We start from the raw sequence: 20,077 nt of genomic DNA, 5'->3' as shown, positions 1-20,077 counted from the left end.
CGAGAGCGAAGGGCGCCGACATCGGCGCCCCTTTCGCGCGTTCCACCCCCATGTAACCAGGAAGAAGCAGCCACCGTGTCTGACCCGAACCTGAACGACGCCTCCGAGTCGGTCGAGTCCGTAGACGACGAGCTCGAGATCGTCGAGGGAGCGGACGTCGAGGACGAGTTCGAGGCTGCCGGCGAGGGCGCCGAGGACGAGTCCGGTGAGGACGTCGAGGACGAGGACGCGTCCGACGAGGACGAGGCCGAGGACGAGCCCGCCGTCGAGGCCGAGCCCGTCGACCCCGTGACCGCCCTGCGCGACGAACTGCGCCTGCTCCCCGGCGAGTGGTACGTCATCCACACGTACGCCGGTTACGAGAACCGCGTGAAGACCAACCTCGAACAGCGCGCCGTCTCGCTGAACGTCGAGGACTTCATCTTCCAGGCCGAGGTGCCGCAGGAAGAGGTCGCGCAGATCAAGAACGGCGAGCGCAAGACGATCAAGCAGAACAAGCTCCCGGGCTACGTCCTGGTCCGCATGGACCTGACGAACGAGTCCTGGGGCGTCGTCCGCAACACCCCCGGCGTCACCGGCTTCGTGGGCAACGCCTACGACCCGTACCCGCTGACCCTGGACGAGATCGTCAAGATGCTCGCCCCGGAGGCCGAGGAGAAGGCCGCCCGCGAGGCCGCCGAGGCCGAGGGCAAGCCCGCTCCGCAGCGCAAGGTCGAGGTCCAGGTGCTGGACTTCGAGGTCGGCGACTCGGTCACCGTCACCGACGGCCCGTTCGCCACGCTGCAGGCCACCATCAACGAGATCAACGCCGACTCGAAGAAGGTCAAGGGCCTCGTCGAGATCTTCGGCCGCGAGACCCCGGTCGAGCTTTCCTTCGACCAGATCCAGAAGAACTAGCACCTTCTGGACGTACGTCTTCCGATCAGGTCAGACGGGCTGTCACAGCCGGTCTGACCTGCTCGGTTTTTAGCCGCGCGCAGATACCCGTTATCGTTGTGCGGTATGCCTCCATCCGGATCATTTCCTCGGTTGTGGGCAGCCGTCCGGGGCGACTCGGACGTAGGAAGGCGAAAACGAAAGAGGACCCGGAATGCCTCCCAAGAAGAAGAAGGTCACGGGGCTCATCAAGCTCCAGATCAACGCCGGTGCGGCGAACCCGGCCCCGCCGGTCGGCCCCGCGCTCGGTCAGCACGGCGTCAACATCATGGAGTTCTGCAAGGCCTACAACGCGGCGACCGAGTCGCAGCGTGGCTGGGTCATCCCGGTGGAGATCACGGTCTACGAGGACCGTTCCTTCACCTTCGTGACCAAGACTCCGCCGGCCGCCAAGATGATCCTCAAGGCCGCGGGTGTCGAGAAGGGCTCCGGCGAGCCGCACAAGACCAAGGTCGCCAAGATCACCGAGGCGCAGGTCCGCGAGATCGCCACGACCAAGATGCCCGACCTCAACGCCAACGACCTGGACGCCGCCGCGAAGATCATCGCCGGCACCGCCCGTTCCATGGGCATCACGGTCGAGGGCTGACACCCACCTTCGTAGGAACCATGCGGCCTCGGCCGCACGTGGCGGGGCCTGCTCGGCCCGTACCACGACTCCTCAGAACACATCAGGAGCAGTAGTGAGCAAGCGCAGCAAGTCCCTCCGGGCTGCGGACGCCAAGGTCGACCGGGACAAGCTCTACGCCCCGCTCGAGGCCGTCCGTCTCGCCAAGGAGACCTCCACCTCGAAGTTCGACGGCACCGTCGAGGTCGCCTTCCGCCTGGGTGTCGACCCGCGCAAGGCCGACCAGATGGTCCGTGGCACCGTGAACCTGCCGCACGGCACCGGCAAGACCGCCCGGGTCCTGGTCTTCGCGACCGGTGACCGTGCTGCGGCCGCGGAGGCCGCGGGCGCCGACATCGTCGGCTCCGACGAACTGATCGACGAGGTCGCGAAGGGCCGTCTGGACTTCGACGCCGTCGTCGCCACCCCGGACCTCATGGGCAAGGTCGGCCGCCTCGGCCGCGTGCTCGGTCCCCGTGGTCTCATGCCGAACCCCAAGACCGGCACCGTGACCCCCGACGTCGCCAAGGCCGTCACCGAGATCAAGGGCGGCAAGATCGAGTTCCGCGTCGACAAGCACTCGAACCTGCACTTCATCATCGGCAAGGTGTCCTTCGACGACGCCAAGCTGGTGGAGAACTACGGTGCGGCGCTCGACGAGATCCTCCGTCTGAAGCCGTCGGCCGCCAAGGGCCGCTACGTCAAGAAGGCCGCGATCAGCACCACGATCGGCCCCGGCATTCCTGTCGACCCCAACCGCACCCGCAACCTCCTCGTCGAGGAGGACCCGGCCGCCGTCTGAGCCCTCCGCTCACCCCGGTGACCGCGTCGCGCACGCGTATCTGAACGGGCCCCGCAACCTTTCGAGGTGCGGGGCCCGTCCTCATGTTCGAGGACCTTTCCCGGCCTTTACGGGGCGAACGCCCCGGCCGGGATCCGGGTACGAGTGTCAGTGGGCCGCGTTAGCGTGCGGTGCACAGAGATCGCATAAGGGTGGGACGAATGAAGAGCACCATCGTGCGCCGTGTGAGTGTCTCGATCGCGCTGACGACGGCGCTGGCGGGGGTCGCGGCCTGCAACTCCTCGGACTCCTCGGGGAGTTCGGGCAAGGACGGCAAGGCCGACCGCAAGAGCGTCACGCGCGTCAGCCCGATCGCGGCCCTGCGCTCCGCGGAGAGGTCGACCGACGGCGCCGACTCCGCGAGGATCGAGTCCACGACGGCCATGGGCACGCTGATGTCCATGGAGTCGCGCGGCGTCATGGCCTGGGACGACGGCTTCAGCGGCAACATGACGATCACGTACACCGGCGGCACGATGGCCGACACGATGCGCCGGATGGGCAGCGACTCCATGGAGGCCCGCTATCTGTCCGACGCCTACTACGCGAAGATGGGCGACGCCTTCGCCGAGCAGGCGGGCGGCAGGCACTGGATCCGGTACGGGTACGACGACCTGGCGAAGCTCGGGGGCGGCTCCGGCGCGCTCCTGAAGGACCAGATGCAGAACAGCTCGCCGAACCAGTCGGTGAAGCTCCTGCTGGCGTCCGGCGACGTCGAGAAGGTCGGCGAGGAGACGGTCCGCGGCAAGAAGGCCACGCACTACGCGGGCACGGTGGACGTGAGCGACCTCGCGGCCCGGAGCTCCCACCTCACCGCGGGTCAACTCTCCGACATGAAGAAGCAGTTCACCCAGGCCGGCATCACGACCGAGGACGTGGACATCTGGGTCGACGCCGACGACCTGCTGGTCAAGGCCGTCTCCAAGGCCGAGATGGCGAGCGGCACGCTGTCCTCCACGACGTACTACAGCGACTACGGGGTGAAGGTCTCCGCCGTCGCGCCCCCGGCCTCCGACACCGAGGACTTCAAGGACCTCCTGACGAAGCAGGGCGTGACGCCGGGCAGCGGCGACGGCGCGACCGGCTTCGGCACCGGCTCCTGAATTCCGCTCCCCGCCCGTCCCGGATCTTGCGGTGCCTTCCCAAAATCCTTCGGGCACAACGGAGTTGCGTGAAAACCCAGGTGATCGTCCGGATTTCCTGGGCTACGCTCACGCCGAATCTGTGAATCGTTCAACTGTTCCTTGGGGGGAACCTTGAAGCTTTCTGTGAGCATCCCGGTACGGCGCCGGGCGACCGGAGCGGCACTCGCGGCCCTGGCCCTCGGCGGGGGCGCGGTGGGCTGTTCGAAGGGCACCGCGGAGGAGTCGCCCGCGCTCACGCCCGCCGCGGCCGTGGCGAAGGCGGCGAAGAAGACCGAGGACATCACCTCGCTCCACTACCGGATGACCGGCAAGGTTCCGGAGCAGGGCCGTGTCAGCGGCGAGGCGGCGATGAGCATGAAGCCGCTGGCCATGAGCATGAAGATGACCGCCGAGGACCAGGGCACCGACGGTCCGGTCGAGATCCGTCTCGTGGACAACGCCATGTACATCGGCGGGGGTGCCGCGGCCGCCAAGGAGATGGACGGCAAGAGCTGGATGAAGTTCGACCTGTCCGCCCTGGGCAAGGACAAGGAGCTGAACGCGGGTCAGCTCGGCGGCGGGCAGGCCGACAAGAACCCGGCCACCGAGTCCACCTTCCTCACCGGCTCCAAGGACCTGAAGAAGGTCGGGACCGAGACCGTCGACGGCGTGAAGACCACGCACTACAAGGGAACGGTCCCGCTCGACGAGTTCCGCAAGTCGCTCAAGAGCCGGGACAAGGCCACGCGGGAGAAGCGGGAGAAGGCCCTGGAGCAGTACACGAAGATGGGCGTCGACTCGCTCACGATGGACATGTGGATCGACGGCGAGGACCACACCAAGCAGTTCCGCATGCGCGGGACCGCCGACAAGGGCCCGCTCGACATGACCATCACCTTCCTGGACTTCAACGAGCCCGTGTCCGTGACCGCCCCGCCGGCCAAGGACACCGTCGACCTCGCCGAGATGATGAAGGGTGCCCAGGAGGGCTGATCCGCGCCGCCGGGTCCGCCGGACGCGGTCGGCGACGGCCGCGAAACGCGGCCGCCGGCCGGGCCGTTCGGCCGGATTTGCTTGACGCCGTCCCCTTCACGTACTCTCCTCGAGAAGCCAAAGACCGCTGGTCGTTGCCTCGCGCTCGCAAGAGGGCGTGGTGACCGAAGGATCCGCTGAACTGCGGACGACCCGCGCAGGTGATCGTGGATGTGTTCCCGGAGTCCGTACGCCCAGCGTGCGGAGGAATCCGGTCGAGCTACGCCCCGTGCGCCTGCGCCGGGGCGTTTTGTTGTGTCGGCCCCTTCTGAGCGGTCCTCATCACCCGGAAGGAGGCCACGCTTATGGCAAGGCCCGACAAGGCTGCCGCGGTAGCCGAGCTCGCGGACCAGTTCCGCAGCTCGAACGCCGCCGTGCTGACCGAGTACCGGGGTCTCACCGTGGCGCAGCTCAAGACGCTGCGTCGTTCGCTCGGTGAAGACGCCCAGTACGCCGTGGTGAAGAACACGCTGACCAAGATCGCGGCCAACGAGGCCGGGATCTCCACGCTCGACGACCTGTTCAACGGTCCGACGGCGGTCGCCTTCATCACCGGTGACCCGGTGGTGTCGGCGAAGGGTCTTCGTGACTTCGCCAAGGACAACCCGAACCTCGTCATCAAGGGCGGTGTCCTTGACGGCAAGGCGCTGTCCGCCGACGAGATCAAGAAGCTTGCGGACCTCGAGTCCCGCGAGGTTCTGCTCGCCAAGCTGGCGGGTGCCTTCAAGGGCAAGCAGACGCAGACTGCTCGCCTCTTCCAGGCCCTGCCCTCGAAGTTCGTCCGCACCGCGGAGGCGCTTCGTGTCAAGCAGGCCGAGCAGGGCGGTGCCGAGTAATTCGGCTCGCGCATTGACCGCCGCCTGAGGCGACGGTCGTAGCGGGCCGAACGTACGCCCGCCTCACCCGTACATCCGGCACCTGCCGAATTAGTGGAAGGACGCCATCATGGCGAAGCTGTCCCAGGAAGAGCTGCTCGAGCAGTTCGAGAACCTCACCCTCATCGAGCTCGCCGAGTTCGTGAAGGCCTTCGAGGAGAAGTTCGACGTCACCGCCGCCGCTGCGGTCGCCGTTGCCGGCCCCGCCGCCACCGGTGCCCCCGCCGAGGCCGTCGAGGAGCAGGACGAGTTCGACGTCATCCTCACGGGTGCCGGCGAGAAGAAGATCCAGGTCATCAAGGTCGTGCGCGAGCTCACCTCCCTGGGTCTGAAGGAGGCCAAGGACCTCGTCGACGGCGCTCCGAAGCCCGTCCTCGAGAAGGTCGCCAAGGAGGCCGCCGAGAAGGCTGCCGAGTCCCTCAAGGGCGCCGGCGCCTCCGTCGAGGTCAAGTAAACCCGGCGAGTCCCCCGAGGACTCCTGTGAGGCTGTCACAGCCGCTCTCGTAGCGCTGTAACGCTGAAGCACCGAAGAGCGATCACCCAGTTGGGTGGTCGCTCTTCGGCGTTCCAGGGGGTCTCTGAAGCGGCAGCCTTGCGCTGTGGGCCGCGACGAGTATGGTGATCTTCGTTGTGCCTCCGGCCGCCCCGTGACAGGCAGAGGGACGGGTTGCAAGACGAGCCGCACGTGACGATCGCGGCACTTGCTTTGGGCATGGGGGGCCTTGACGAACCGCACGCAGCGCGCAATTCTCAGGACGCGTCGTCACAACGATCCGTATCCGAGGCATGGATCGCCGACGAAGAGGGCAGTATCGATGTGCATTGAGGGCGTGGCTTGCCGCAGGTGTTGAGAGCAGTGAAGGTCTCAAAAAACAGGGACTGGACATCAGTGGGCCTAGTGGCTACACTGACCCTTTGCGCTGCCTGTTAGCTGCCTCCTGCCCGTCACCAGGGGCATGCCCGTGTTCGAGCATCGACTGTTGGACCATCTCTGACCTGGCCTTATACGGCCGGACGGGGACCGGTTCGGCGCCAGGTCGGACATGGGACCGGTACGCGCGTAGTGAGTCCGAGCCCTCGGAAGGACCCCCTCTTGGCCGCCTCGCGCACTGCCTCGACCGCGAATACGAACAACGGCGCCAGCACCGCCCCGCTGCGCATCTCCTTTGCAAAGATCAAGGAGCCCCTCGAGGTTCCGAACCTTCTTGCGCTGCAGACCGAGAGCTTCGACTGGCTGCTCGGCAACGACGCGTGGAAGGCTCGTGTCGAGGCGGCTCTGGACAACGGACAGGACGTCCCCACCAAGTCCGGTCTGGAGGAGATCTTCGAGGAGATCTCCCCGATCGAGGACTTCAGCGGGTCGATGTCCCTGACGTTCCGCGACCACCGCTTCGAGCCGCCGAAGAACTCCATCGACGAGTGCAAGGACCGCGACTTCACGTACGCGGCCCCGCTCTTCGTCACCGCCGAGTTCACCAACAACGAGACCGGCGAGATCAAGTCCCAGACGGTCTTCATGGGCGACTTCCCGCTCATGACCAACAAGGGCACCTTCGTCATCAACGGCACCGAGCGTGTCGTCGTGTCGCAGCTGGTCCGCTCGCCGGGTGTCTACTTCGACTCCTCCATCGACAAGACGTCCGACAAGGACATCTTCTCGGCCAAGGTCATCCCCTCCCGGGGTGCCTGGCTGGAGATGGAGATCGACAAGCGCGACATGGTCGGTGTCCGCATCGACCGCAAGCGCAAGCAGTCCGTCACCGTCCTCCTGAAGGCCCTCGGCTGGACCACCGAGCAGATCCTCGAGGAGTTCGGCGAGTACGAGTCCATGCGCGCCACCCTGGAGAAGGACCACACCCAGGGCCAGGACGACGCGCTGCTGGACATCTACCGCAAGCTGCGTCCGGGCGAGCCGCCGACCCGCGAGGCCGCGCAGACGCTTCTGGAGAACCTCTACTTCAACCCGAAGCGCTACGACCTCGCCAAGGTCGGCCGGTACAAGGTCAACAAGAAGCTGGGCGGCGACGCCCCGCTCGACGCCGGCATCCTGACCGTCGAGGACATCATCTCGTCGATCAAGTACCTGGTGAAGCTGCACGCCGGTGAGACCGAGACCGTCGGCGACAACGGCACGTCGATCGTCGTCGAGACCGACGACATCGACCACTTCGGCAACCGTCGTCTGCGCAACGTCGGCGAGCTCATCCAGAACCAGGTCCGCACGGGTCTGGCTCGTATGGAGCGCGTCGTGCGCGAGCGCATGACGACCCAGGACGTCGAGGCGATCACGCCGCAGACGCTGATCAACATCCGGCCGGTCGTCGCCTCCATCAAGGAGTTCTTCGGCACCAGCCAGCTGTCGCAGTTCATGGACCAGAACAACCCGCTGTCGGGTCTCACCCACAAGCGCCGCCTGTCGGCCCTTGGCCCGGGTGGTCTCTCCCGTGAGCGGGCCGGCTTCGAGGTCCGTGACGTGCACCCGTCGCACTACGGCCGCATGTGCCCGATCGAGACCCCCGAAGGCCCGAACATCGGTCTGATCGGCTCGCTCGCCTCCTACGGCCGCGTGAACGCGTTCGGTTTCGTCGAGACGCCCTACCGCCGGGTCACCGACGGTGTCGTCACCGACGAGGTCGACTACCTCACGGCCGACGAGGAGGACCGCTTCGTCATCGCGCAGGCCAACGCGCCGCTGACGGACGAGCTCCGCTTCGAGGAGTCCCGCGTCCTGGTCCGCCGTCGTGGCGGCGAGGTCGACTACGTCGCCGGCGACGACGTCGACTACATGGACGTCTCCCCGCGCCAGATGGTGTCGGTCGCGACCGCGATGATCCCGTTCCTGGAGCACGACGACGCCAACCGTGCCCTCATGGGCGCGAACATGATGCGCCAGGCCGTGCCCCTCATCAAGTCCGAGGCGCCGCTGGTCGGCACCGGCATGGAGTACCGCTGCGCGGTCGACGCCGGTGACGTCCTGAAGTCGGAGAAGGACGGTGTGGTCCAGGAGGTCTCCGCGGACTACATCACCACCGCCAACGACGACGGCACGTACACCACGTACCGCCTGCACAAGTTCTCCCGGTCGAACCAGGGCACCTCCGTCAACCAGAAGGTTGTCGTGGACGAGGGCGCCCGCGTGATCGAGGGCCAGGTCCTGGCCGACGGTCCCGCGACCGAGGACGGCGAGATGGCCCTCGGCAAGAACCTGCTCGTGGCGTTCATGCCGTGGGAGGGTCACAACTACGAGGACGCGATCATCCTGTCGCAGCGCCTCGTGCAGGACGACGTCCTCTCCTCGATCCACATCGAGGAGCACGAGGTCGACGCCCGTGACACCAAGCTCGGCCCCGAGGAGATCACCCGGGACATCCCGAACGTCTCCGAGGAGGTCCTCGCCGACCTCGACGAGCGCGGCATCATCCGTATCGGTGCCGAGGTCGTCGCCGGCGACATCCTCGTCGGCAAGGTCACGCCCAAGGGTGAGACCGAGCTGACGCCGGAGGAGCGCCTGCTGCGCGCGATCTTCGGTGAGAAGGCCCGCGAGGTCCGCGACACCTCCCTGAAGGTCCCGCACGGCGAGATCGGCAAGGTCATCGGCGTCCGCGTCTTCGACCGTGAGGAGGGCGACGAGCTGCCGCCGGGCGTGAACCAGCTGGTTCGTGTCTACGTGGCGCAGAAGCGCAAGATCACGGACGGTGACAAGCTCGCCGGCCGCCACGGCAACAAGGGTGTCATCTCGAAGATCCTGCCGATCGAGGACATGCCGTTCCTGGAGGACGGCACCCCGGTCGACATCATCCTCAACCCGCTCGGTGTCCCGTCCCGAATGAACCCGGGACAGGTCCTGGAGATCCACCTCGGCTGGCTCGCCAGCCGCGGCTGGGACGTCTCCGGCCTCGCGGACGACTGGGCGAAGCGCCTCCAGGCCATCGGTGCCGACCAGGTCCCGCCGCGGACGAACGTCGCCACCCCGGTCTTCGACGGTGCGCGCGAGGACGAGCTCGCGGGTCTGTTCGAGCACACCCTGCCCAACCGCGACGGTGACCGCCTGGTCCTCCCGTCCGGCAAGGCGAGGCTGTTCGACGGCCGCTCCGGCGAGCCGTTCCCGGACCCGATCTCGGTCGGGTACATGTACATCCTCAAGCTGCACCACCTGGTCGACGACAAGCTGCACGCCCGCTCGACCGGTCCGTACTCGATGATCACCCAGCAGCCGCTGGGTGGTAAGGCTCAGTTCGGTGGCCAGCGCTTCGGTGAGATGGAGGTGTGGGCGCTGGAGGCGTACGGCGCCGCTTACGCCCTCCAGGAGCTGCTGACGATCAAGTCCGACGACGTGACCGGCCGCGTGAAGGTCTACGAGGCCATCGTCAAGGGCGAGAACATCCCCGAGCCCGGCATCCCCGAGTCCTTCAAGGTGCTCATCAAGGAGATGCAGTCCCTCTGCCTCAACGTGGAGGTGCTGTCCAGCGACGGTATGTCCATCGAAATGCGTGACACCGACGAGGACGTCTTCCGCGCGGCGGAGGAGCTCGGCATCGACCTGTCCCGGCGCGAGCCGAGCAGCGTCGAAGAGGTCTGACGGGAGTCCGGCGGGCCTTCGGCCACCTGTGGAAAAGGTGACGGAGGCCCGCCGGCCCCAGGACCCCCGTATCAGACCCCTAAGACTTACAACCCTGAGAGGGATTGACGCATAGTGCTCGACGTCAACTTCTTCGATGAGCTCCGGATCGGTCTGGCCACCGCTGACGACATCCGTCAGTGGAGCCACGGCGAGGTCAAGAAGCCCGAGACCATCAACTACCGCACCCTCAAGCCCGAAAAGGACGGACTCTTCTGCGAGAAGATCTTCGGTCCGACCCGGGACTGGGAGTGCTACTGCGGCAAGTACAAGCGCGTCCGCTTCAAGGGCATCATCTGTGAGCGCTGTGGCGTCGAGGTCACTCGCGCCAAGGTGCGCCGTGAGCGGATGGGCCACATCGAGCTGGCCGCTCCCGTCACCCACATCTGGTACTTCAAGGGCGTTCCGTCGCGTCTGGGCTACCTGCTCGACCTCGCCCCGAAGGACCTCGAGAAGGTCATCTACTTCGCCGCGTACATGATCACGTACGTCGACGACGAGCGCCGCACGCGCGACCTGCCCTCGCTGGAGGCCCACGTCTCCGTCGAGCGCCAGCAGGTCGAGAACCGTCGCGACGCCGACCTCGAAGCCCGCGCCAAGAAGCTCGAGACCGACCTGGCCGAGCTGGAGGCCGAGGGCGCCAAGGCCGACGTGCGCCGCAAGGTGCGCGAGGGCGCCGAGCGCGAGATGAAGCAGCTGCGCGACCGCGCGCAGCGCGAGATCGACCGTCTCGACGAGGTGTGGACCCGCTTCAAGAACCTCAAGGTCCAGGACCTGGAGGGCGACGAGCTCCTCTACCGCGAGCTGCGTGACCGCTTCGGCACGTACTTCGACGGTTCGATGGGTGCCGCGGCGCTGCAGAAGCGCCTGGAGTCCTTCGACCTCGACGAGGAGGCCGAGCGCCTCCGCGAGATCATCCGCACCGGCAAGGGCCAGAAGAAGACCCGCGCGCTCAAGCGCCTCAAGGTCGTCTCCGCGTTCCTGCAGACCAGCAACAGCCCCAAGGGCATGGTGCTCGACTGCGTGCCGGTCATCCCGCCGGACCTGCGTCCGATGGTGCAGCTGGACGGTGGCCGCTTCGCGACCTCCGACCTGAACGACCTGTACCGCCGCGTGATCAACCGCAACAACCGCCTGAAGCGGCTTCTCGACCTCGGCGCGCCCGAGATCATCGTGAACAACGAGAAGCGCATGCTCCAGGAGGCCGTCGACGCGCTCTTCGACAACGGCCGTCGTGGTCGCCCGGTCACGGGCCCCGGCAACCGTCCGCTGAAGTCGCTGTCCGACATGCTCAAGGGCAAGCAGGGTCGATTCCGTCAGAACCTGCTCGGCAAGCGCGTGGACTACTCCGCGCGTTCCGTCATCGTCGTCGGTCCGCAGCTGAAGCTGCACCAGTGCGGTCTGCCCAAGGCCATGGCGCTGGAGCTCTTCAAGCCGTTCGTGATGAAGCGCCTGGTCGACCTGAACCACGCGCAGAACATCAAGAGCGCCAAGCGGATGGTCGAGCGCGGCCGCACGGTCGTGTACGACGTCCTCGAAGAGGTCATCGCCGAGCACCCGGTCCTGCTGAACCGTGCGCCCACGCTGCACCGCCTCGGCATCCAGGCCTTCGAGCCGCAGCTCGTCGAGGGCAAGGCCATCCAGATCCACCCGCTCGTCTGCACCGCGTTCAACGCGGACTTCGACGGTGACCAGATGGCCGTGCACCTGCCGCTCTCCGCGGAGGCGCAGGCCGAGGCCCGCATCCTGATGCTGTCCTCGAACAACATCCTCAAGCCCGCCGACGGCCGCCCGGTCACGATGCCGACCCAGGACATGGTCCTCGGTCTGTTCTTCCTGACCACCGACGGCGAGCTGCGCAACGTCAAGGGCGAGGAGCGCTCCTTCGCGTCCGTGGCCGAGGCGATCATGGCGTTCGACGCCGGCGAGCTCTCGCTGCAGTCGCGCGTGGACATCCGCTTCCCGGTGGGCACCATCCCGCCGCGCGGCTGGACCCCGCCGGCGCAGGAGGAGGGCGAGCCGGAGTGGCAGCAGGGTGACACCTTCCGCCTGCGGACGACCCTGGGCCGCGCGCTCTTCAACGAGCTGCTGCCCGAGGACTACCCGTTCGTGGACTACGAGGTGGGCAAGAAGCAGCTCTCCGAGATCGTCAACGACCTCGCCGAGCGTTACCCCAAGGTCATCGTGGCGGCGACGCTCGACAACCTGAAGTCCGCGGGCTTCTACTGGGCGACCCGTTCCGGTGTCACCGTGGCCATCTCCGACATCGTCGTTCCCGACGCCAAGCGCGGGATCGTCAAGGGCTACGAGGACCTGGACGAGAAGGTCCAGAAGCAGTACGAGCGTGGTCTGATCACCAAGGAAGAGCGCACTCAGGAGCTCATCGCGATCTGGACCAAGGCGACCAACGAGGTCGCCGAGGCGATGAACGAGAACTTCCCGAAGACCAACCCGGTCTCGATGATGGTGAACTCGGGCGCCCGAGGCAACATGATGCAGATGCGTCAGATCGCCGGTATGCGTGGTCTGGTGTCGAACGCCAAGAACGAGACCATCCCGCGTCCCATCAAGGCCTCGTTCCGTGAGGGCCTGTCCGTGCTGGAGTACTTCATCTCCACGCACGGTGCCCGTAAGGGTCTGGCCGACACCGCCCTGCGTACCGCCGACTCGGGTTACCTCACCCGTCGTCTGGTGGACGTCTCGCAGGACGTCATCATCCGCGAGGAGGACTGCGGCACCGACCGCGGTCTGCGTCTGGCCATCGCCGAGCGCGGCGAGGACGGCGTGCTGCGCAAGACGGAGAACGTCGAGACCAGCGTGTACGCACGTGCGCTGGCCGAGGACATCACCGTCGACGGCAAGGTGCTGGCCCCGGCCAACACCGACCTCGGCGACGTCCTCATCGACGAGCTCGTCAAGCACGGCATCGAGGAGGTCAAGACCCGCTCGGTCCTGACCTGTGAGTCCGCCGTCGGCACCTGCGCCATGTGCTACGGCCGCTCGCTGGCCACCGGCAAGCTGGTCGACATCGGTGAGGCGGTCGGCATCATCGCCGCCCAGTCCATCGGTGAGCCCGGTACCCAGCTGACGATGCGTACCTTCCACACCGGTGGTGTGGCCGGTGACGACATCACCCAGGGTCTGCCCCGTGTCGTCGAGCTCTTCGAGGCCCGTACCCCGAAGGGCGTCGCCCCGATCTCCGAGGCCTCCGGCCGCGTGCGGATCGAGGAGACCGAGAAGACCAAGAAGATCGTCGTCACCCCGGACGACGGCAGCGACGAGACGGCGTTCCCGATCTCGAAGCGCGCCCGTCTCCTGGTGTCCGAGGGCGAGCACGTCGAGGTGGGCCAGAAGCTCACCGTGGGTGCCACCAACCCGCACGACGTGCTGCGCATCCTGGGCCAGCGTGCCGTCCAGGTCCACCTGGTCGGCGAGGTCCAGAAGGTCTACAACTCGCAGGGTGTGTCGATCCACGACAAGCACATCGAGATCATCATCCGGCAGATGCTGCGCCGTGTGACGATCATCGAGTCGGGCGACGCGGAGCTGCTGCCCGGCGAGCTGGTCGAGCGCTCGAAGTTCGAGACCGAGAACCGTCGTGTGGTCACCGAGGGCGGTCACCCCGCCTCCGGCCGTCCGCAGCTGATGGGTATCACCAAGGCCTCGCTGGCGACGGAGTCCTGGCTGTCGGCCGCCTCCTTCCAGGAGACGACCCGAGTTCTGACGGACGCGGCGATCAACGCCAAGTCCGACAGCCTCATCGGCCTCAAGGAGAACGTCATCATCGGTAAGCTCATCCCGGCCGGTACGGGTCTGTCCCGCTACCGCAACATCCGGGTCGAGCCGACCGAGGAGGCCAAGGCCGCGATGTACTCGGCCGTCGGCTACGACGACATCGACTACTCGCCGTTCGGCACGGGCTCCGGCCAGGCCGTCCCGCTGGAGGACTACGACTACGGTCCGTACAACCAGTGAGCGGCTGCCGATAGGCGCTAGCTAGTACGAAGGGCGGTCATCCCCACCGGGGGTGACCGCCCTTCGGCGTTCCCGGGATCAGCGCGCGAGCTGGAGGTACGGCTCCAGGGCGCGCAGCCGGGTGTGGTTGTCGGGGTGGGTGGACAGCAGCCTGGCGAGGCCGGTGGGCTCCTGGAGCTTCTTGCCCCGGGCGGCGGCGGCCGACTTCGCCGCGTCCTCCTCGGCCTGGAAATGGTGCAGGACCTCGGCCATCTCGGGCGCGAAGCCGAGGGCCGCGGCCTGCTGGTCGGCGCGCAGTTCGCCGAGGCGGCCCGCCCAGGCGAGGAGGTAGGGGGCGACGACGAGGGGGACCGTGATGTACCAGGCGACGAGGAACCCGGCGACGACGAACATGCCCATGAAGAGGATGAGCAGCCCGGTCGCGGCCGCGGAGAAGACCCCGGCGACGGCGAGCGCGATCCTGGCCAGAGCGCGGGTGAAGGCCCAGGCGAGCCTGCCGGGCAGCGAGTACCAGTAGCCGAGGAGGCCGGCCCAGGCGTGGCCGCCGGTGTGGTGGCCGAGTTCGTGGGCGAGCACGGCGGCGAGGTTGCTGCTGGGGATCTTGTTGAGGGAGTAGGTGGTGACGCCGACGACGTGGCCGGCGGCGGCGACCGCGTTCAGGTCCTCGCTGTTCTCGATCATCAGCTCGTAGGTGTCGGCCGCGATGCCGGCGCGGGCCGTGACCTCGCGCCAGATCGGCTCCAGCCGGGCGCGTTCCTCGGCCAGCGGCTCCCGCAGTTTGAGCACGTGCCGGGCGAAGCGGAGTTCGGTGGGCCGGTGGAAGACGAGCGCGCCGGAGGCCAGCCAGGCCACGACGACCACCCAGCCCAGGACCGTGCCGAGCAGCCCCAGGGCGAAGGCCGACACCACGGCGAGGCTCACCAGGGCGCCCGGGACCTGTGTGGCCAGCTGTCCGATGGCGGTGGCGTCGGCGCCGCGCTGGTGGCTCGCCAGGTGGACGCGTGAGCCCTGGTGGCGGTAGTCGAGGTCGTCGGGCGCGACGGCGGGCCGGGGGATGAACGGCTTCGGCTCCGGCTGCTGCCCCGCGAACCGGGGCTCGGCCCCCGGGCCCGGGTACTGAGGTCCCGGCCCGCCGACTCCGCCGACTCCGGGGTACTGGGGTGCCGGTCCGCCGGGGCCGGGGGCGCCGGGGTACTGGGGTCCTGGTCCGCCGGGGCCCGGGCCTCCCGGGTAGGGACCGCCCGGGTAGTGGGGCGCGGGGCTTCCGGCTCCGGGGTACTGGGGCGGCGCCGGGCTCGCGGCCGCCGTCCCCGGGTACCGCGGGCCCGGTCCGCCTGGGCCTCCCGGGTAGGGGCCTCCCGGGTAGGGACCGCCCGGGTACTGGGGCGCGGGGCCTCCCGCTCCGGGGTACTGGGGCTCCGGTCCGCCGGGGTACTGCGGCGGGGGAGCGGAGGCCCCTGGGTACTCGGGCGGCGGGGGCGCGGTTCCCGGATACGGGGTTCCCGGGTAGGCGGGCTCGTGGGGCGGGCCCGGAGGCTGGGACATGACGGCTCCTTCGGTGTGGCTGGTGGCTGTGCGGGGACGTCAGCCGGTGGTCGGCGCGGCCGACGGCGCCTCGGCGGGCGTGGTCAGGCGGGCCCGTCCTCCGAGGTCGCGTCCGGCGGCAGGGCGGCTCGTGTGTCGTCGGGGCGGCCGGGCAGGGGAGGCACGGCCGGGGCCGGTCCCGGCACCACGGGGGACCCGGCGTCCGCACCACCGGCGTACGGGGGCTGTCCGGCGTACGGCGGCCGGCCTCCCGCGTAGGGAGGCTGTCCGTCCGAGGACGGGTGCTGTCCCGCGTACGGCGGCTGACCTTCCGCGTACGGCGGCGGACCGCCCGCGTACGGGGCCGGGGACTGCCCGGCGTACGAGGGCGGGCCGCCCCCGTACGGAGGCTGTCCGGCGTACGGCGGCTGGGGCGACGGGCCCGGGTACGGGGACTGGCCCGGGTACGGCGGCTGGGGCGGTGCCGGCGGCTGTCCGGGTGTCGCTCCGGCGGGCAGCGCCCCCTGCGCCGGAGGCGTCTGCTGCTGGATCAGCTCGTCCACGGCGCGCAGGGTCGAGCGCGCCGACTCCGCCTTCTGGAAGTCCTCCAGGCTGTCCCCGGCGAGGACCTGCAGCTGGCCCCTGATGATGGCCAGCTGGTCCTTCTGGATGGACCCGACGACCATCTTGGTGTCCTCGGGGTGCTGGGACAGGTGCAGGGCCCAGGCGGCGACGCCTCCGTGCTGGAGGTGGTACTGGTAGAAGCCGATCTTCTCGGCGATCAGCTGGTGCTCCTGCTGCCGGCGCAGCATCTCCAGCTCGTGCTGCTGCCGGGCCGCCCGCAGCCGGTACTCGTGCTCGGGGTCGAGCATGTCGGACTCGTAGCGCAGGTTCCGGCGTCGGCGCCGGTGCGCGATGGCCTCGTCGTCCAGCCGCAGCCGCACGGCACAGGTCACGGCGAGTCCGATGCCCGTGGCGAAACCGCCCTCGTCCACGGCCCGCTGGACGGCGCGCTCGGCGGCCGGGCTGTCCTCGATGGAGAAGGCGCGGCTCACCGGCCGCGCGAGCTGGTGCAGTTCACGGGTGAGCCGCGTCGGCACGTCACGCTCGCCGCTCGCCACGTACGCGATCGGGTCCGCGACGCGCCAGGTCAGGTCGGCCGTGGCGCCGAAGGAGAACGCGTCGTCGTCGCTCGGCATCTCCAGCGCGAGCTGGACGGGGTGGCTGCCCATGTCCACCTCGTAGACGGAGGTGTAGCGGCGGGTGGCCGCGTCCGAGCGGCTCGGCCGGTGCGGCGGTGTGTAGACGTCGTACGTGCCCTTCGCGGTGACGAAGACCAGTGCGTGGTCGATCGCGGTGACCGTGCGGCGGACGGTGTGGTCGAAGCGGGACATGGGCCGCACGGTGAGCACCGGGTCGATGAGCATGGTGTGCCGGTTGGCGTCCTGCTGCCACTCCGGCTGACGGCGGAACTCCGCCATGGTTCAACTCCTCGATGGATCTCTCGATGGATCTGGGGTGGAGGGGATCAGGAGGCCGAGCAGCCGGTCGGCCACGGGCGAGCGGGCACCGCCGTCCGGGGCGGGCATGCCGGCCAGTTCGTGGCCCAGCCGCTTGCGGTCGTCCGCCGTGACGACCAGCGCGGGCAGCAGCAGTTCCAGGGCCTGGGCGACGTCCGGGCGGCGCTCGGCCAGCCGTACCCAGGTGCGCAGGGCGGCCAGGGCGGCGCGGGTGTGCCCGCGGTCGCCGAGCGCGGTCCGCCAGAGGGTGGCGAGGTCCCGGGCCGAGTCCGTCTCGTACATGCCGGTGTCGGCGTACCACTCGACGAGCGCGCCCTCCTCCGCGTTGTCGCAGGAGCGCACGAACGCGGCCAGCGCGAGCGCCCGGACCGAGGCCGTGTCGTGGTGGAGCAGGCGCACCAGCTCGGAGAGCATCTCGCCGCGCCGCGCGCCCACCGAGAGCAGCAGGGCCGTGGAGTCGACCAGGTTCTTCGACTCGGTCCTGTCGCTGCCTCCGGCGCGGGCACGGGCGGCGAGGGCGCTGAGCGCCGGGCCCGCGAGGTCGGGGCGCAGCGGGGTGAGCAGGCCGAAGGCGCGGATCGCGGTCCAGCGGCGGGCCCAGTGGCCGTCCGTGCACCACCGGGTGAGCAGGCGCAGGACGACGGGCGCGTCGAGGAGCTGGGCGAGCGTGAGGGTGTTCGCGGCGGTGATCCGGGGTCCGAAGGCCTTGGACACCGCCCAGCCGTCGATCAGCAGCGCCATCGCCGAGGGCAGGTCGGCGTGGGCCAGCAGCGCGGCGGCCGCGGCGGCCCGGGTCCGGACGACCGGCCGGCCGTCGCGGGCCAGCTCCTTGAGCCAGGCGACCAGCGCGGGCCGTGCCGAGGGGTGTCCCGTCCAGACCTCGCCGAGCAGCACCCGGGGGGTGTTCTCCTTCTTGAAGCGGGCCGTGAACTGCGGGACCGGTCCCCAGTCGGTGTCCTCGTCGCGCAACTCGCCCTCGGCGCGCGCCCGCTCCAGCCGGGTCTCGGCGGGTAGTCCGAACACCGGGATCTCCGGTGGCTGCTCGGGGTGCTGGAGCCGCTGGAAGTGCACGTACAGCTTGTCGGCGAGTTCGGCGGCGAGCACGTAGGGCGCCTGGTCGAAGACGGCGAGCGAGATGAGGAACGCCTTGTCGCGCAGGGTGGTCTCGGGGTCGCCGAGCCATTCGCGGCACTGTTGTTCGACGGCCGCGTGTCCGAAGTCGGCGAGGCGGGCCGCCGCCTGTTCGCCGCCGTCGTAGCGGGCGACCTCGGCGGCGAACCGGGCCGCCTCGGCGGGCCGGTGGGCGCCGCGCGCGAGGAAGTCGCGGACCGGGGCGAGGTCGAGCAGGCCGGGGATGTCCGCGGGCTCCTTCCGCAGGTCGGCGAGGTGGGCGCGGAGCACGGCGGCGGCCTCGGGGGGTTCCCAGGCGGAGGGGGTGACCCCGAGCAGGAACGGGGAGTTCTCCAGGGTCACGACCAGATACCCGCCGGTCTTCGCGAGCCGGTCGCGGGCCGCGTACAGGTGGGTGTCGCGCAGCGGGCGGTTGCGGCTGAGCGTCAGGTCGCGCAGGACGTGGCCGGCGGGCGACGGGAGCTGGGTGCCCAGGTTCGCCGGGCCGGTCTCGGCGGACAGCGCGTGCACGGCGGGTACGCCCAGGCGGTGCAGGAGCATGAGCGCGGCGGAGTGGCGGCCGGTGGAGCGGGCGCCGGCGAGGACGAGGACGCGTTCGTCGCGCAGCCGGGCCAGGGCGGCGGCGAAGGAGGGGCTCTCGACGAAGACCGCGGCGAGCGCGTCGAGCCGCTGCCGGGGTATCTCGCCGGAGACGTACGCCGCCGACGCGGGGCCCGTGCCGTGGTGGTGGATCTCCGTCTTGCCGCCCAGGAACACGTCACGGGCCGAGCCGCCCGCCGACACCCCGTGCTGGGCCCCGGCGACCAGGCTGCCGCCGAAGGACGAGGCCTCGCCGAAGATGAATCCCGGGGTGTGCGCGACGAGTTCGCGCTGTGCGGCCCTGGCCTCCTGGGTCTCCTCCTCGGGCTCGCCCGTGCCGGTGTCCGCCTCGGTGTCGGGGCGGGGTCCCGGCGGCCACGGCGGGGCCGCCTCGTCGGGGCCGCCCCGGTCGGTGGGGGAGGGTGCCGTCACGCGGGCCCACCCCCGCTCCGGCCCAGGTGGACGTCCCCGGTGACCTGTCCGCCGGACACCCCGTGCTGGTCCCCCGCGACGAGGCTGCCGCCGAAGGCGGGGGAGCCGCCGCTGAAATTGAAGACGACGTTCCCGGGCGGCGCCGGCGTTCCCGCCGTTCCCTTCGGCTCCGCCCGGGGCCCGGTGGTGTCCGCCCCCGGCGCCGGGCTCTCCCCCGAGCAGTCCGGCGCCGGGGCTCCCCCGCTTCCGGGGCCCTTCGCCCAGTGCGGGACCGGGCCGTGCAGCCAGGCCCGCAGGGGTCCGTTCTTGCTGTCCACCGTCACCGCGTGGAAGTCCTGCGCCGGGACGCCCGGGTGGTCGTGCCGCACGATCCCGGCGTGCACGCCCTCGGAGACGCACAGGGCGAAGTCGTCCGGACGCTCCCGCAGGGCGGCGCGCAGCAGGTGGGCGTCGAGGAGCCGGCAGGCGTGGTTGAGGTCGGAGCCGACCCAGCCGTCGTGCTCGTCGACGGCGACGTATCCGGTGGCCACGACACCGCGCAGCCGGATCTGGGCCGAGCTGGACGCCGTCCGGTTGACCGCCTGGAGCAGGTCGGGCACCTCGGCGAGCAGGGTGCGCAGCAGGGCCGTGACGGAGGCGCCCGCGTCGATCAGCTCCATCACCGAGTCGCCGCGGTCCGCCCGCAGGCGCAGCCGTTCGTCGATGCCGGCGCTCTCCAGCGCGCGGTCCGTGATGTCGTACAGCATCCGGCGCAGGTAGGCCTGCTCCACGTCGTCCCGGTCGCTGTACTTCTCGATGTCCAGCAGGAGGATCGTCCGGCTCACGGGGTCGGTCATGGTCGCCTTTCGGTGGGTGCCTCGCCTGGCAAGCAGGGTGGCGTCAC

Annotated in this window: 13 protein-coding genes; 9 read left to right on the top strand and 4 right to left on the bottom strand. The window is 69.4% G+C overall.

Going from position 1 to position 20,077, the window contains the following annotated elements:
• Positions 1–75: 75 nt before the first annotated feature.
• The 9 genes from nusG to ACFW6B_RS07045 all read left to right on the top strand — a co-directional run bounded on the left by nusG (position 76) and on the right by ACFW6B_RS07045 (position 14,008).
• The gene (gene nusG / locus ACFW6B_RS07085) at positions 76–897 is read left to right on the top strand and encodes a transcription termination/antitermination protein NusG (RefSeq protein WP_386592868.1); all 822 of its coding nucleotides are present in this window, start codon (positions 76–78) and stop codon (positions 895–897) included.
• Between the two features lie 193 nt (positions 898–1,090).
• On the top strand, positions 1,091–1,525 hold the full coding sequence (rplK, locus tag ACFW6B_RS07080) for a 50S ribosomal protein L11 (protein WP_037627044.1): 435 nt from the start codon (positions 1,091–1,093) through the stop codon (positions 1,523–1,525).
• Positions 1,526–1,619: 94 nt separating this feature from the next.
• Positions 1,620–2,345 (top strand): 50S ribosomal protein L1, encoded by a 726-nt coding sequence (gene rplA, locus ACFW6B_RS07075; RefSeq protein WP_386592865.1) that lies wholly within the window; start codon positions 1,620–1,622, stop codon positions 2,343–2,345.
• Positions 2,346–2,545: 200 nt separating this feature from the next.
• Positions 2,546–3,487, top strand: coding sequence for a hypothetical protein (locus ACFW6B_RS07070; RefSeq protein WP_386592863.1), 942 nt, complete (start codon positions 2,546–2,548; stop codon positions 3,485–3,487).
• A 153-nt stretch (positions 3,488–3,640) separates the two neighbouring features.
• The gene (locus ACFW6B_RS07065) at positions 3,641–4,501 is read left to right on the top strand and encodes a DUF1396 domain-containing protein (RefSeq protein WP_386592861.1); all 861 of its coding nucleotides are present in this window, start codon (positions 3,641–3,643) and stop codon (positions 4,499–4,501) included.
• Between the two features lie 344 nt (positions 4,502–4,845).
• Positions 4,846–5,376 carry a 50S ribosomal protein L10 gene (rplJ, locus tag ACFW6B_RS07060; RefSeq protein ID WP_153289132.1) on the top strand — a complete coding sequence of 177 codons (531 nt, stop codon included), beginning with the start codon at positions 4,846–4,848 and terminating at the stop codon, positions 5,374–5,376.
• A gap of 109 nt (positions 5,377–5,485) precedes the next feature.
• Entirely contained in the window at positions 5,486–5,869 is a 384-nt protein-coding gene (gene rplL / locus ACFW6B_RS07055; RefSeq protein ID WP_386592859.1) for a 50S ribosomal protein L7/L12, read from the top strand.
• A gap of 639 nt (positions 5,870–6,508) precedes the next feature.
• Positions 6,509–9,994, top strand: coding sequence for a DNA-directed RNA polymerase subunit beta (rpoB, locus tag ACFW6B_RS07050; protein ID WP_386592857.1), 3,486 nt, complete (start codon positions 6,509–6,511; stop codon positions 9,992–9,994).
• A 114-nt stretch (positions 9,995–10,108) separates the two neighbouring features.
• A complete protein-coding gene (locus ACFW6B_RS07045) occupies positions 10,109–14,008 on the top strand; it encodes a DNA-directed RNA polymerase subunit beta' (RefSeq protein WP_386592855.1) in 3,900 nt (1,299 codons plus the stop codon).
• 78 nt (positions 14,009–14,086) lie between these two features.
• Here ACFW6B_RS07045 and ACFW6B_RS07040 read toward each other — a convergent pair whose 3' ends face one another.
• From ACFW6B_RS07040 to ACFW6B_RS07025, 4 genes are all read right to left on the bottom strand, one after another.
• Positions 14,087–15,553 carry a M48 family metalloprotease gene (locus tag ACFW6B_RS07040; RefSeq protein WP_386592853.1) on the bottom strand — a complete coding sequence of 489 codons (1,467 nt, stop codon included), beginning with the start codon at positions 15,551–15,553 and terminating at the stop codon, positions 14,087–14,089.
• Between the two features lie 83 nt (positions 15,554–15,636).
• On the bottom strand, positions 15,637–17,013 hold the full coding sequence (locus tag ACFW6B_RS07035) for a PE-PGRS family protein (protein ID WP_386592851.1): 1,377 nt from the start codon (positions 17,011–17,013) through the stop codon (positions 15,637–15,639).
• 3 nt (positions 17,014–17,016) lie between these two features.
• Complete coding sequence (locus tag ACFW6B_RS07030) at positions 17,017–19,194, bottom strand: hypothetical protein (RefSeq protein ID WP_386592849.1); 2,178 nt, start codon at positions 19,192–19,194, stop codon at positions 17,017–17,019.
• A complete protein-coding gene (locus ACFW6B_RS07025; RefSeq protein ID WP_386592847.1) occupies positions 19,191–20,030 on the bottom strand; it encodes a hypothetical protein in 840 nt (279 codons plus the stop codon). Before ACFW6B_RS07025 ends, ACFW6B_RS07030 begins: the two co-directional genes overlap by 4 nt.
• Positions 20,031–20,077 lie beyond the last annotated feature (47 nt).

This window comes from Streptomyces sp. NPDC058751, from assembly GCF_042746485.1.
Classification (GTDB): Bacteria; Actinomycetota; Actinomycetes; order Streptomycetales; family Streptomycetaceae; genus Streptomyces.
This window is presented reverse-complemented; position numbering and strand designations above follow the sequence as displayed.